The 15,319-nt window shown below is 38.1% G+C and carries 12 protein-coding genes and 4 tRNA genes; 1 reads left to right on the top strand and 15 read right to left on the bottom strand.

Translation table 11 applies throughout. The annotated features are described in order from the left end of the window. Positions 1–114 precede the first annotated feature (114 nt). Positions 115–999 (top strand): formate transporter FocA, encoded by an 885-nt coding sequence (gene focA, locus GQR59_RS14040; RefSeq protein ID WP_160063725.1) that lies wholly within the window; start codon positions 115–117, stop codon positions 997–999. Positions 1,000–1,159: 160 nt separating this feature from the next. Here focA and luxS read toward each other — a convergent pair whose 3' ends face one another. The 15 genes from luxS to GQR59_RS14115 form a co-directional block, all read right to left on the bottom strand. Beyond that, positions 1,160–1,669, bottom strand: a complete 510-nt coding sequence (luxS, locus tag GQR59_RS14045; protein ID WP_025564461.1) for an S-ribosylhomocysteine lyase — start codon at positions 1,667–1,669, stop codon at positions 1,160–1,162. 111 nt (positions 1,670–1,780) lie between these two features. Then, on the bottom strand, positions 1,781–2,395 hold the full coding sequence (locus GQR59_RS14050; protein ID WP_160063727.1) for a transglycosylase SLT domain-containing protein: 615 nt from the start codon (positions 2,393–2,395) through the stop codon (positions 1,781–1,783). A gap of 178 nt (positions 2,396–2,573) precedes the next feature. After that, complete coding sequence (gene gshA / locus GQR59_RS14055; protein WP_160063729.1) at positions 2,574–4,151, bottom strand: glutamate--cysteine ligase; 1,578 nt, start codon at positions 4,149–4,151, stop codon at positions 2,574–2,576. A gap of 485 nt (positions 4,152–4,636) precedes the next feature. Then, positions 4,637–5,050, bottom strand: a complete 414-nt coding sequence (locus GQR59_RS14060) for a YqaA family protein (RefSeq protein WP_160063731.1) — start codon at positions 5,048–5,050, stop codon at positions 4,637–4,639. Between the two features lie 190 nt (positions 5,051–5,240). Then, complete coding sequence (locus GQR59_RS14065; protein ID WP_442966204.1) at positions 5,241–6,359, bottom strand: sodium ion-translocating decarboxylase subunit beta; 1,119 nt, start codon at positions 6,357–6,359, stop codon at positions 5,241–5,243. A 22-nt stretch (positions 6,360–6,381) separates the two neighbouring features. After that, a complete protein-coding gene (oadA, locus tag GQR59_RS14070; protein ID WP_160063735.1) occupies positions 6,382–8,172 on the bottom strand; it encodes a sodium-extruding oxaloacetate decarboxylase subunit alpha in 1,791 nt (596 codons plus the stop codon). Between the two features lie 32 nt (positions 8,173–8,204). Further along, the gene (locus GQR59_RS14075) at positions 8,205–8,462 is read right to left on the bottom strand and encodes an OadG family transporter subunit (protein WP_160063737.1); all 258 of its coding nucleotides are present in this window, start codon (positions 8,460–8,462) and stop codon (positions 8,205–8,207) included. A gap of 509 nt (positions 8,463–8,971) precedes the next feature. Beyond that, positions 8,972–9,048 (bottom strand) — tRNA-Arg (locus GQR59_RS14080). 79 nt (positions 9,049–9,127) lie between these two features. Next, positions 9,128–9,204, bottom strand: a tRNA-Arg gene (locus tag GQR59_RS14085). Positions 9,205–9,267: 63 nt separating this feature from the next. Continuing rightward, positions 9,268–9,344 (bottom strand) — tRNA-Arg (locus GQR59_RS14090). An 18-nt stretch (positions 9,345–9,362) separates the two neighbouring features. Continuing rightward, a tRNA-Ser gene (locus GQR59_RS14095) sits at positions 9,363–9,455 on the bottom strand. 173 nt (positions 9,456–9,628) lie between these two features. After that, positions 9,629–9,808 (bottom strand): carbon storage regulator CsrA, encoded by a 180-nt coding sequence (gene csrA, locus GQR59_RS14100; protein ID WP_025566169.1) that lies wholly within the window; start codon positions 9,806–9,808, stop codon positions 9,629–9,631. 99 nt (positions 9,809–9,907) lie between these two features. Then, entirely contained in the window at positions 9,908–11,140 is a 1,233-nt protein-coding gene (locus GQR59_RS14105; RefSeq protein WP_160063739.1) for an aspartate kinase, read from the bottom strand. 42 nt (positions 11,141–11,182) lie between these two features. Then, on the bottom strand, positions 11,183–13,810 hold the full coding sequence (gene alaS / locus GQR59_RS14110; protein ID WP_160063741.1) for an alanine--tRNA ligase: 2,628 nt from the start codon (positions 13,808–13,810) through the stop codon (positions 11,183–11,185). Between the two features lie 550 nt (positions 13,811–14,360). Beyond that, the gene (locus tag GQR59_RS14115; RefSeq protein ID WP_160063743.1) at positions 14,361–15,203 is read right to left on the bottom strand and encodes a 23S rRNA (adenine(2030)-N(6))-methyltransferase RlmJ; all 843 of its coding nucleotides are present in this window, start codon (positions 15,201–15,203) and stop codon (positions 14,361–14,363) included. Between the last annotated feature and the right edge of the window lie 116 nt (positions 15,204–15,319).

Genomic DNA, 15,319 nt, shown 5'->3' on the forward strand with positions numbered 1-15,319 from the left:
AGTGTTTATAAATAGAACTAGATCACCTTTGATACATATCAAGAACACTTTTCAAAACATTGTAATAATAAGCTCACATTAATTAATTCCCTTTCTAGAGGCTTAGTGATTTATATGAACCATGCAATCAATAACTTAAACAACTTAAATAAAGAAGCTATTAGCTCAGAAAGTCTCGATAACCCTGTCTCCATCGCCAGTGAATATGGATATAAAAAAGCCAATAAAGGTTTATTACAATCCTTTGGTTTATCTATTTTTGCTGGTATTTTTATTTCGATTGCTTTTGTTTTTTATATCACGGTAACCACTGGCTCAAGTGCATCATGGGGCATGACAAAGTTTGCTGGCGGTTTTGCTTTTAGTTTAGGACTTATTTTAGTGGTCGTTTGTGGTGCAGAGCTATTTACTAGTACCGTATTAAGTAGCGTAGCGTGGGCGCAAAAGAAGATCACTAATAAACAACTGATTAGCTGTTGGATCCGAGTTTATATAGGCAACTTTGTGGGAGCAATGATCATGTTATTGTTAATTGTAGGCGCAAAAATGCACCTGCAAGACGGCGGTCAGTGGGGTATTAATGCGATGCTTATTGCACAGCACAAACTTCACCACACTTGGATACAAGCTTTCTCACTAGGCATTTTATGTAACTTACTGGTGTGCTTAGGTGTTTGGATGACATTTTATACAAAAGACATATTAACTAAAGCCATGTTATTAATTCTGCCAGTCACCATGTTTGTCAGTTGTGGATTTGAACATAGTATTGCTAATCTATTTATGGTGCCTTTAGGCATTGCACTACAACATAGTTTTTCACCTGAGTTATTGCTTGAACTAGGCTATAACGCGACAAGCTTTGCTGATTTAACCATCAGTCACTTTCTCGTTAATAATTTAATTCCAGTAACATTGGGTAATATTGTGGGAGGTGCCGTCATCGTAGGGTTAGGAAATTGGTTTATTGAAAAATCGCCGATCAGCCAAAAGCAGTAAGAATATGATGTTTGAGGTTATAGTTTAAAGGTTAGAGGTTAGAGGTTAGAGGTTAGAGGTTAGAGGTTAGAGGTTAGAGGTTAGAAGTTTAAATATAAGACAGAAAGTAAAAAGGCTTCATGATAGAAGCCTTTTATTAAGAAGCAGACAGCGTTAACAACTAAAGCTGTTGTAGTTGCTCAGCTGATAATGAGATATCGTCATTTTTATTAACGCCGACACCCGCATCAATAATTGCTTGAGCAATCTGTTTTGCTTCAACTAGAGAATGCATTTCATAAGTACCACATTGAAATTCATTTAATTCTGGAATTTCATTTTGATTCTCAACGTTTAAAACATCTTGCATTGCCGCTAACCAAGCTTTACCAACTTGGTCTTCTGTTGGTGCGCCAATTAAGCTCATGTAAAAACCGGTACGACACCCCATCGGTGAGATATCGATAATTTCTACTTGATCACCATTTAAATGGTCACGCATAAAACCAGCATATAAATGCTCTAATGTATGGATCCCTTTTTCCGATAGGATATCTTTATTAGGCGCAGTAAAACGCAAATCAAATACAGTAATCGTATCTTTACTTGGTGTTTGCATGGTTTTAGCAATACGTACTGCTGGCGCTTTCATAATAGTATGGTCAACGGTAAAGCTGTCTAATAATGGCATCGGGGGTTTCCTTTTTTACTTAATTAATCGTTATCAGTTACTGATAGTCATCAACAACTTATTTATGTAATACCAATTATATTAAATAAGTGATTGGTATTAATTAACTCGTTATGTATAAAATAATCGCCATAACCAGCTTGAATCTAAATTTTCTTGGCAGCCTTTTAACTGTGTAGCGTATTGTCTAGCACGCGTATCCACTTTGCGAGAAACTTTTAACAACCAAGGCTTTTTATTGTAACTTTTCTTTTTATAGCCAGTCCAACCTTCATGATAATTTAAATACTGTCCGTAGGCATCCCACTTGGAAATACCATTTATCTTATTGGTTTTACTGGTAAACCATCCCATAAAATCAATCGCATCATCAAAATCGTCTCGATCTGACCAGTTATTACCTGTTTCACGTTGATAATCATCCCACGTTCCATCTTGTGCTTGCGCATACCCATAAGCACTACTGATTCGACCAATAGGAATAAACCAAAAGTACTCCATTGGTGGCGCAGCATCATGTATAAAACTACTTTCTTGGTACATCATCGCCATGGGAACATGGATTGGTGTCCCCCAACGCTGATTCATTTCCTTCGACGCGCTATACCAATCTCTATTTTCAAAAAATATATCGCAAATATTTTCAGGGTTTTCAGGAGGAGGTGTTGCACAAGCTATTAAAGAAAGAGGAAAAGCCAGAACAAGTATTTTCTTAAATAAATTCATTATAAATGTTAAACCTCTAGGCTAATCGAACGAGCAATAAGGGTTAATAAAACGTTTAATGATAAGAATAGATACAACACCATGGTTATTGGTAGCAATAACCATGGTGTATTTTTAAAGACTTGAAAAATAAATAAGCACTGTTAAACAATCATACTAGCCAGTCACGTTAACTTTATTATTTTTTAGCATTTTCAAAATAATCAGCTAAAAAGTCAGAGAATGTTAGTGTATCTGCCGCTTCAATCTGTTTTTGCTTATCGATTGATTGTAATTTTTGTTCTGCAAATACTTGATCAGACCAAATTGTATAAGATTGATCTTCTAACTCTGTTTTATATTGCTTACTCAGTTCTAATGCTAAAGAACCATTATCCCCTTGAGCGTTTATAATACGATTTAGGATACGTGCTGAGCTAGTGTTTTCCGAATGCTCGAAACGCGGGCTAATATGTTTCATTGCATTTTGATAACAATCATCTTCACTATTTTTGTCTAATAAAATAGCCATGTCAGCAAGCTGTGCATTTAACCACTTACCCCAACCAGCCACGTCATTAGTTTGTTCTGCAATGGTTAGTGTTAATTTCGGGTCACGACCACGAGTGACCACTTGACTGAAGTTATCAGCACAAGCTTTATACTCTTGTTGTGACAATTCAGGAGACTCGACACTTGCGCACCAAGTTAAGAATAAATCTAAGAAATGAACTTGTTCTTTAGTAATGCCCAGCTTACAAAAAGGATTAACATCTAAAGAACGAATTTCAATATACTCAATACCACGTGCTTTTAATGCTTGAGAGGGTGTTTCATTACTTTTTTGAACTCGTTTGGCACGGATAGAAGCATATAGCTCATTTTCAATCTGTAAAATATTATCGTTCAGTTGAACGTATTCACCGTCTTTAACAACACCCATTTCAGTAAACTTAGGGTCTTTTTTAGATAAAGCAACGCGAACACTGTCTAGATATGAATCTAGATTATTATAACAAATATTCAAATCTGATTGAGAGCTACTTGTGTAACCTAAGTCGCTAAGACGTAATGAAGTTGCATAAGGTAAATAAATAGTTCCTGAACCCGTAGTTTCAAAAGGTAATTTAGTTTCTTTGCCTTGCAAAAATGACTTACAAATCGCAGGAGAAGCCCCAAATAAATAAGGGATAACCCAACCATAACGTAAGTAGTTTCGAATTAAGCCCATATAACCGGCAGATTGCGCATCTTTTCCCGTTAATGGAGAATCATGCAATTCACTCCAAGTATCCCAAAAACTAGCAGGTAATGAGAAGTTATAATGCACACCAGAAATAATTTGCATCATACTGCCGTAACGGTTTTTCAACCCTTGACGATAAGTGGTTTTCATTTTACCAATATTAGATGTTCCAAACTGTGCAAGCTCGACATGATCTTCACTTTGCACATAACAAGGCATACTCATTGGCCACAGATATTGCTCACTAGGTAAATTCAATACAACATGATGATGAATGTCATTCAGGTAATCAAAAAGCTGATCAACACTATTTGCAACAGGCGTAATAAACTCTAATAAGCTTTCAGCAAAGTCAGTGGTAATTGAAGTATGTGTAAGGGCTTTACCATAAGCACTAGGATGTGCTTCTTGAGATAGTTTACCATCTACATTTACGCGTAATGTTTCTCGTTCAATACCACGCCCAAATTCAGTGAGACTTTCAGGATGTTGGTTAAGGAAATGAATGCGTTGTTGAAAGTTTTTAGCCAAAAGTAAGCCCCAGAGTAGTTTTCAGAGGGCTAACTCTACCACCGAACTTCATTGAACTAAATAAGGATTTAATAGAAACGCCTCATATTTTTAGACTTTAAACAAAGTTTAAATAGTTGAATGAATAACTTCCAATAAAATGTATTTAAATTTCATCAATAACACATTGAAACAGACAGTTTATAAATAACCTCAGTTCTGAATAAGCAAAGCGATACAACACCACTATTTCCGCAGATTTCTGCGTTAAATTATCGTTCAACAACCCGTTATCACTTTAATAATTCACCTTGAACTACACAAAACTAACGGCATTGACTAGTAAAAATAGTACCTTATGATTTTAAGTAAAATTCCGCTTTCATTAACCAGAATTGAGGTTAAATAACTTAATTTTTCTATTATTATTTTAAATATTAATAAGCATTCTAAACGCTGAGCATCAAAATAGAGATTTCACTAAATATTACATGTTACCGACTCTGCTAGGGCCATAGTGCAACTAAGACGAGTAAAAATAAATAACGTAAACTTTTACCTATTACAATATTAATAAAGGCAATGGTTTTTGGTAACTTAAGCCATCCAGCAAACAAACAAATAACATCACCAATAATCGGTAACCAACTTAATAGCAGCGCAACGTTGCCCCACTTTTTACAGAAGAATAAAGTCTTAGGGTACTTCACCGCTGCTTTTTCTTGACCAAAATGGATATAGAAGCCCAGTAAGTAAGTGACAATAGATCCCAAGCTATTACCGATAATGGCCACTAACAAAAATCCCCACTTTAATGAAAATTGTTGTTTAAGGTAATAAACAAATAATACCTCTGACCCACCAGGAAAGAGTGTCGATGAAATAAAGGCGCTGCTAAACAACAGCCAATAATCATTCATTACTTAACCTCATCAAAGGCTTGCTCCATAGGTAATACCATAAAAAACAGATTTCAAGGCTAAACTTCAAAGCCATGTTTCAAGGCTAAACTTCAAAAATAAAGAGTAAACTGACAGTTTAAAGCTAGCCATAAAAAAGGCCACTAAAAAGTGGCCTTAATAAAGAATCGTAAAGTTATTCTTTAACTATTTAACCAACAATAGCTAACAACACACCAGCAGCAACAGCACTACCTAATACACCAGCCACATTCGGGCCCATTGCATGCATTAAGAGGAAGTTATGCGGGTTAGCTTCAAGGCCTACTTTATTAGCAACACGTGCAGCCATAGGAACAGCTGACACACCTGCAGCACCAATCAATGGATTGATAGGACTCTTAGAGAAGCGCCCCATAATTTTTGCCATGATCACACCAGATGCAGTACCAATAGAGAAAGCAATAGCGCCTAACCCTAAAATACCTAATGTTTCTAAGTTCAAGAACTTATCAGCAGATAATTTAGAACCAACACCTAAACCTAGGAAGATAGTCACTATATTAATCAACTCATTTTGAGCAGTTGAACTTAAGCGATCTACCACACCAGACTCACGCATTAAATTACCTAAACAAAACATACCTACTAGCGGTGTTGCAGCCGGTAAGAATAGAATTGTCATAAATAAAACAGCGAGAGGAAAGATGATTTTTTCTTTTTTGCTTACTGGACGCAACTGCTCCATTTTTATCTCACGCTCAGCTTGCGTCGTTAATGCACGCATAATTGGCGGTTGGATAATTGGCACTAACGCCATATATGAGTAAGCAGCGACGGCAATTGCACCTAACAAGTCAGGGGCTAATTTAGAAGCTAAGAAAATAGCAGTTGGCCCATCAGCTCCACCAATGATGGCAATAGCTGAAGCATCAGCCAGAGTGAACTCAAAACCAGGTACTAGGTTTAATAGAATTGCACCAAATAGTGTAGCAAAAATACCAAATTGAGCAGCTGCGCCTAAAAACAACGTTTTAGGGTTAGCAATCAACGCACCAAAGTCTGTTAATGCACCAACACCCATAAAGATAATCAACGGGAAAATGCCCGTTTCAATACCAATATGATAAATGTAATAAAGCATACCGCCTTCATCATTAAAACCAGCATTAGGAATATTCGCTAAAATAGCGCCAAACCCAATTGGTAATAATAAAAGTGGCTCAAACTTACGTACGATTGCTAAATATAATAGCAAACCACCGACAGCCATCATCACTAGCTCAGGCCATTGGAAATTTGCAATTCCCGTATCAGCCCACAGTGTCATTAATCCATTCACGTTATCTTCCTTAACCTATTACGAACAGTGATTCACCAACAGTAACAGCATTACCCTCTTTGGTATTAACAGCTTGTACTGTGCCTGATTTTGGAGCACGAATTTCAGTTTCCATTTTCATCGCTTCCATGATTAGCAGTACATCACCTTCATCGACGTAATCACCATTATTAACAAGCACTTTAAAGATGTTACCCGCTAAAGGAGCTGGTACATCTTCACCTTCCGCGCTAGCAGCAGGCGCAGCAACATTAGCTGAAACCGTTGCATTGACTTGACCGGCTGCTTTCACTGGCGTAATACCATCAATACTACCTTCAGGGCCTACTTGTACATTATATAACTGGCCATCAACTGACACTGAGTATGATTCAGGTTCCTTGTTTGATGGTGCAGCTACTTTCATATCATCTGCGCTTGGTACTGGCTCAAATGCATCAGGGTTATTACGGTTTTCTAAGAATTTAAGTCCAATCTCAGGGAATAATGCATAAATAAGAGCATCATCAATTTCATTCTCAGCAAGCTTAATATTTTTCTCGGCCGCTAACTTTTTAAGTTCAGCTTCAATAGTCGCCATTTCTGGAGCAATATTATCAGCAGGACGACAAGTAATTGCCTCAGCCCCATCTAATACTTTTGCTTGTAATTCAGCATTAACAGGAGCAGGAGCAGCACCGTATTCGCCTTTTAATACACCAGCGGTTTCTTTAGTGATATTTTTGTAGCGCTCACCCATCAATACATTGATCACAGCTTGTGTACCAACGATTTGAGAAGTAGGTGTTACTAAAGGAATAAAACCAAGATCTTCACGAACACGCGGGATCTCTTTCAATACTTCATCCATCTTATCGCCAGCACCTTGCTGTTTAAGCTGGCTTTCCATATTAGTTAACATGCCACCCGGTACTTGTGCTAACAAGATACGTGGATCAACGCCTTTCAATTCACCTTCAAATTTCACGTATTTTTTACGCACTTCACGGAAGTAAGAAGAGATTTCTTCAAGCTTATGTAAATCTAATCCAGTATCACGCGGCGTACCTTCAACAATAGAAACCAATGTTTCCGTTGGTGAATGGCCGTAAGTCATACTCATTGATGAAATAGCAGTATCAATAATATCAACACCCGCATCAATGGCTTTTTGCTGAGTAGCAACACTTAAACCCGTTGTCGCATGACAATGCAAAGCTAATGGGATATTAGTACACGCTTTAATTTTAGTGACTAATTCTTCTGCAACATAAGGTTTTAATAAACCAGCCATATCTTTAATACAAATTGAGTGCGAACCCATGTCTTCCATGCGTTTTGCCATATCAACCCAACCGTCAATCGTATGAACAGGGCTAGTCGTATAAGAGATAGTACCTTGTGCATGCGCACCCACGTCGATAGCAGACTTGATTGCGGTTTCAAAGTTACGCACATCATTCATTGCATCAAAAATACGGAATACATCAACGCCATTAGTATGTGCACGCTCAATAAACTTTTGAACAACATCATCAGCATAATGACGGTAACCTAATAGGTTTTGTGCTCTTAACAGCATTTGTTGTGGTGTGTTTGGCATCGCCGCTTTTAAAGCGCGAATACGATCCCAAGGATCTTCACCTAAATAACGAATACATGAATCAAAAGTAGCGCCGCCCCAAGTCTCTAAAGACCAGTAGCCTACTTTATCTAATTTCTCTGCGATGGGTAACATATCGTCAATACGCATGCGCGTTGCAAATAATGATTGGTGTGCATCACGTAAAACAACTTCGGTGATTGCGAGAGGCTTAGACATATTCACTTGCTCCTTTATTAATTCTTTATCCATCATACTGTTTGTGCTTTACGGTATTGTTGCACTGCGCTTGTGATAGCGGCAATAACTTGAGGGCTTGCTTGTGCTTGACCAGCTGCTTTAGATGCTGCAGCGGTTTTGCGTTGAGGGGTAATAACGGGTTTATCCGCAGGAATATATTTTGCCATTAGGTTGATACAAATAAAGAGTAACCCTAAAAACATATAAACAAATGCCATGCCGAGACCCAGTAACGTTAACGCGGTAACTAAAGACCCTGAAATATCCATAAATGTATCCTTTCCTTTTCTAAATGCTCATGACAACCTGTTATTGACACATAAAAATGAATATTTATTCAAATTCAATATATATTTAACAAGTTGCAAAGTTGCGAGCTTTGAATACCTATCACGATTAAAACCATGTAAATAATAAACATCAACCATCAATCTACTTTGATCAATAACCCTTTAATATATATCGTTATTAGTAGAATAATGTTTCGCAGATGCCTATTGTACTGGTTTGGGCTATAAAATGAAAGAAATGGAAGTTGACCTAGTTTGCAGAGTTTGTATTTAACATTAAGGCAGTGGATAAAACAATGGTAAAGACCACTCTATGCAGGTATAGCAAGGGCGTTAGCTTTGATTATTTATGCAGAAGAAAGATTTAATTAAACGAAAAATAAAACAAAAAATGAATATTTATTCTAAATTAATGAATTAAAATTTAAAAATGGAGGAATTACTAACAATAAAAGATAGAAGAGAAGATAAAATAGAAAATAAAGAAATGGTGCGGGTGAAGGGATTCGAACCCCTGACCGCCTGGTTCGTAGCCAGGTACTCTATCCAGCTGAGCTACACCCGCATGGTGCTTAAAATTATTGGGAATAATATTAATAAGCTCTAAAAACAAAAAAACTTACCAAAGTAAGCTTTATAAAGAATGGTGCGGGTGAAGGGATTCGAACCCCTGACCGCCTGGTTCGTAGCCAGGTACTCTATCCAGCTGAGCTACACCCGCCGCGATATTCTTTTGTTTTTATTCAATTCTTAAGCTCACCGTCTTTTCGTGCAAATAGAAAGATGGTGCGGGTGAAGGGATTCGAACCCCTGACCGCCTGGTTCGTAGCCAGGTACTCTATCCAGCTGAGCTACACCCGCTTTAAGAATCTACAAGAATGGCGGTGGAGGAGGGATTCGAACCCTCGAACAGGCTATAAACCCGTTACTCCCTTAGCAGGGGAGCGCCTTCGGCCACTCGGCCACCCCACCGTCGTCTTGTTGGCGCACATATTACTGTCTTCTGAAAACAAGTCAAACACTTTTTAGTAGAAAACTTTCCGTTTGCTCGCTATTCGAACAACCTGTTCATTTTTCATCTACATTGGGTAAATTTCAGACATAAAAAAAGAGCCGTTAGGCTCTTTCTTTAAGAATAACTAGAATTAACTAGCAGCATTCTTTTCAGCTTGAATGCGCATATAAATCTCTTCACGATGCACAGAGACATCTTTTGGAGCATTAACGCCTACACGTACTTGATTACCTTTAACGCCTAATACAGTCACTGTTACGTTGTCGCCAATCATAAGAGTTTCGCCTACACGGCGTGTTAAAATTAACATATATTTATTGCTCCTAAATTATTCTAATTATATCGAGATAGTCAGTATGGCTCATTACACAGTAAATTCATCTTTTATTTACTGTGTCTATCACCAAATCTATTTTTCTTGCGTTGGTTCTGTTTCAAGTTCAAATGCTTTATGTAAAGCACGTACAGCTAATTCTAAATACTTACTATCAACTAACACTGAAATTTTAATTTCAGAAGTAGCTATTTGGTGCATGTTGATCCCTTCTGCGCCCAAGGTTTCAAACATTTTTTGTGCAACACCTGGGTGATTCCACATACCAACACCAACAACAGATACTTTTGCAATCTCATTATTACCTTGTACAGAATTAGCTTTTAGCTTCTCACAAACAACATTTAATAATTTTGTCGCTTGATCGTAGTCATCACGATGCACTGTAAAGGTAAAGTCTGTTTTACCGTCACCTAATGTGTTTTGCACAATCATATCAACATCAATGTTTGCAGCACCAATAGGAGAAAGGATTTGAGCTGCAACCGTTGGTTGATCAGGAACACCAGATAAAGTTAAACGCGCTTCATCACGATTAAACGCGATGCCAGAGATAACAGGAGATTCCATTTTATTTTCCTCATAACTAATTAACGTACCACCACCATCTTTAAAACTAGAAAGTACACGTAGTGGCACGTTGTATTTTCCTGCAAATTCTACTGAGCGAATTTGTAACACTTTCGCGCCTAAGCTAGCCATTTCAAGCATTTCTTCAAACGTAATACTATCAAGACGACGAGCATTCGGCTCTACACGTGGGTCAGTAGTATAAACACCATCAACATCCGTATAGATTTGGCATTCATCTGCTTTTAATGCAGCAGCGATAGCAACCGCTGAAGTATCACTACCTCCTCGCCCTAGTGTTGTAATGTTATTATCTTCACTACGACCTTGGAAACCAGCGACAACAACAACACGACCTTCTTTTATATGCTTCTGAAGATTCTCAGTTTCAACATTTAGAATACGTGCTTTAGCATGGTTTGAATCCGTTTTTAAGCGAATTTGGTCACCGGTCATTGAAACAGCATCAACACCTAGATTGTGTAGCGCCATAGACAGCAAAGCGATAGTCGTTTGTTCACCAGTGGTCAACAATACATCCATCTCACGAGCAGTCGGTGTAGCGTTAAACTCTTTAGCCAAGGCGATTAATCGATTTGTTTCACCAGACATAGCCGATAAAACAACAACTACATCATGACCCGCTTCTTTCGTCGCTTTAACTTTCTCGGCGACGGCTTTGATACGTTCCACATTGCCAACGGAAGTACCACCATATTTTTGAACTAGTAATGCCATTTCTTTTCCTTTCTACACAACCAAGGTATAGACCCCTAATTTTTATAAACGTTCAGTTAACCAAGGAGTTACCAATGCAAGAGCTTCTTTTAATGCTGCAGGATTGTTTCCGCCAGCCATTGCCATATCTGGACGACCGCCACCTTTGCCGCCGACAGGGATAGCAACAACGTTGACTAAATCACCTGCTTTGACTTTTTTAGTTAAGTCTTTTGTCACACCCGCAATCAAACTTACTTTGTCATCACCAACCGTCGTTGCTAATACCACAATGCCTGACTGCAATTTGTTTTTCATTTCATCGACACTATTACGTAACGTTTTAGGGTCAACACCTTCCATGTGAGCAACAACGACTTTAATGCCGTTAATCTCAATGGCTTGTTCAGTTAGGTTCGAACCTGCATCACTTGCCGCTTTCGCTTTAAGTTGTGCTAACTCTTTCTCAAGCACTTTATTGCGGTCTAGTGTTTGAAGAATCTTTTCACCTAGCGTGAAGGTATCGCCTTTCACAAGGTCACACGCTTTGTTGAATTGCTCACGTAAGTTTTGCAATACATTACCAGCAGCGTCACCCGCAGCCGCTTCAATACGACGAACGCCTGCAGCAGTGCCCGCTTCAGAAGTGATAATAAATAACCCCATATCACCAGTACGTTGTACATGAGTACCACCACATAGTTCAGTTGAGAAATCACCCATTTGAACAACACGTACCATATCGCCATACTTCTCACCAAATAATGCCATTGCACCTTGGTTTTTAGCTTCTTCGATATCCATCAATTTCGTGACAACTTCATAGTTGTTACGAATGGCTTGGTTGACCATATAAGTCACTTTATTAAGTGCTTCAGCTGATACCGCTTCAAAGTGAGAGAAATCAAAACGTAGTTTCTCAGCATCACATAACGACCCTTTTTGAGTCACATGCTCACCTAACACTTGGCGTAATGCTTCGTGTAATAAATGGGTTGCAGAATGATGTAATGCAATTGACTTACGACGTTCAGCATCTACTTCAGCTTCAACAGACTCGTTCGCTTTAATAGCGCCCATACTAACGTAACCGATATGTAAGAAAGCATCGCCAGATTTTTTAGTATCTGTTACAACAAAAATACCATTACTGAACTTAAGCACGCCCGAATCGCCTACTTGGCCGCCCGACTCTGCATAGAATGGTGTTTTAGCTAGCACGATTTGTGCGTTATCACCTTCGACTAAACTATCAACAAACTGACCTTCTTTGATTAACGTCGTCACGGTAGAAGATCCTACTAGTGCTTGATAACCAATAAACTCAGTTTTGCCTTCGATTTTTAATACGTCGTTATAGTCTTTACCGAAGTTATTCGCTGCTTGAGCACGCTTACGTTGCTCAGCCATTGCACTATCAAAACCATCTTCATCGATAGTTAATTCACGTTCACGCGCGATATCTGCTGTTAAATCAGCAGGGAAACCGTAAGTATCGTAAAGTTTAAATACAACGTCACCAGGAATAACACTACCTTGTAGCGCATCTAGCTCGTTATCTAAAATCAGTAAACCACGCTCTAGCGTTTTACCAAATTGCTCTTCTTCTAAACGTAAGATCTTTTCAACGAATTCACGTTGCTGACCTAGTTCTGGGTAAGCATCGCCCATTTGTTTAATTAGCTCTTCATAAATACGGTAAAAGAACACATCTTTTGCACCTAGTTTATGACCGTGACGTACAGCACGACGAATAATACGACGTAGCACATAACCACGTCCTTCATTTGACGGCATAACACCATCGCAGATCAAGAAACCACATGAGCGGATATGATCGGCAACAACACGTAACGATTTATCTTGTAAATCTTGTGCGCCTGTTACGTCAGCTACTTTCTGAATCAACCCTTGGAATAGGTCGATATCGTAGTTTGAATGACCATTTTGAATAATCGCAGAAATACGCTCTAAGCCCATCCCCGTATCGATAGATGGGTTAGGTAGGTTTTCCATTGAACCATCAGCACTACGGTTAAATTGCATGAAAACGATGTTCCAGATTTCAATGAAACGGTCGCCATCTTCTTCAGGTGTGCCTGGAGGACCGCCCCAAATGTGCTCACCGTGATCGTAGAATATTTCAGAACAAGGACCACAAGGACCCGTATCACCCATTGACCAAAAGTTATCAGACTCGTATTTTTTCTCAGGTGATTTATCACCAATACGAATGATTTTATCTTCTGGTACGCCGATTTTATCAGCCCATAATGAAAATGCTTCGTCATCACTTTCATAAACAGTAACAAGCAGTCTCTCTTTTGGTATTTTCAGAACGTCAGTTAAATATTCCCACGCAAATCCAATCGCTTCTTCTTTGAAGTAATCACCGAAACTAAAGTTACCTAACATTTCAAAAAAAGTATGGTGACGAGCAGTGTAACCAACGTTATCTAGATCGTTATGTTTACCACCAGCACGAACACAACGTTGACTTGAAGTTGCGCGCGTATAAGCTCTTTTTTCAGTGCCTAAAAAGGTATCTTTAAATTGATTCATACCTGCATTAGTAAATAACAAGGTAGGGTCATTCTCAGGGACGAGTGAACTACTGCTCACTGTCTGATGCCCTTTCTTACCAAAGAAATCCATAAATCCTTGGCGAATATCAGCGGTCGATTTAGTCATGACTTATTCCATGTAAAAGTGTCAATTTAGGTATTCTTAAAAAATGAGTCTTTAAGGGCTAAATAGATGAAAAATAAATGGAGGCTAATATATCATGCAGATGGTGCTGGTGAAAGTAGCGATAAATAGAGTCATAGCAATAATTTATTACTCAATATAACCTTTATGAATAAGCGAATCAGTAATTTACAACCAAACATCCCACCTAACGAATTAGTCGTCATTCAATACAAATAGTTTATTGAGTTTATATTGATTGAAAAATCCTAGTTTAAAGACAATAAATATTATTTTTTAACGTTTAAGCAGATATAAAACTCGAAATAAAATGCAGAAACCACTTCGAAAATCCCTTAATAAAGAAACGAATTAATCAAAAGAATGCTTAAAGAAAAAACGGTTTAAAGAAGATACTAATAATAGAGGCTTTATTGTTGAGGCACGTTGAGGAAAAAACTTGATTGGCTAGTGATACAGATGCTAACTAGCCAATATTTAAAACGGGCTTATTTACTTATTTACTTATTTACTTATTTAGCTACTTACAGATTTATTCAGCGACTAACGTTTCGATGCGGTAAAAACCTTCACCGTCAATCCCTAATGTTTCAGCTAAGAATGGCAAACTATGTTGCATCTCTTTTTGTAACGTCCATGGCGGATTAATCACGATCATGCCACTTGACGTCATGCCACGTTCTTCTTTATCAGCTTCAATACCTAATTCAAATAACTGGATATTTTTAATGCCTGACGATTTTAACGCTCTTTCCATTTTATTAATCAGCGTGCGTTTAACAACGGGATACCATAAAGCATAAGTTCCTGTCGCAAAACGACGATGAGCATCAACTAACTTGTCAACCACTTCATCATATTCTGTTTTAATTTCATAAGACGGATCAATCAACACCAAACCACGACGCTCTTTAGGTGGCATAGTAGCAATTAAACCTTGTAAGCCATCGCTATTCGCCATTTTAATGCGGCGATCACCAGAGAAATTGCCACGCATGTTAGTAAATTCATTCGGGTGTAGTTCAAATAAAAACATACGATCGTCATCACGACGCATTTGATTACAAATCATCGGAGAACCAGGGTAAGACAGTAACGCACCTTCCCCATTAAATGCTTTAACCTGATCTAAATAACGAGATACTGGCACCGGTAAGTTTTTAAGATCCCATAACGCACCAATCCCGTTTTTAAACTCACCTGTTTTTAATGATTGAGCTGAATCTAATTGAAAAGCACCACAGCCAGAATGGGTATCCAAATAACAAAAAGCTTTATCTTTTTGCAATAAGTAATCAAGGATAGAGGCTAATACAGTATGCTTTAACACATCTGCAAAATTCCCAGCATGGTATGAATGACGATAACTCAGCACAAAAAACTCCAAAAAGGTTCTAGAAAAACAAATAAAATAATAACCTGCGCAGTATAAAGACTTTACAGTTTTATTGCGCGAAAAAGATAATACGACGAATGATTATCGTGTCATAA

Origin of the sequence: Psychromonas sp. L1A2 (assembly GCF_009828855.1) — a bacterium.
GTDB lineage: Bacteria > Pseudomonadota > Gammaproteobacteria > Enterobacterales > Psychromonadaceae > Psychromonas.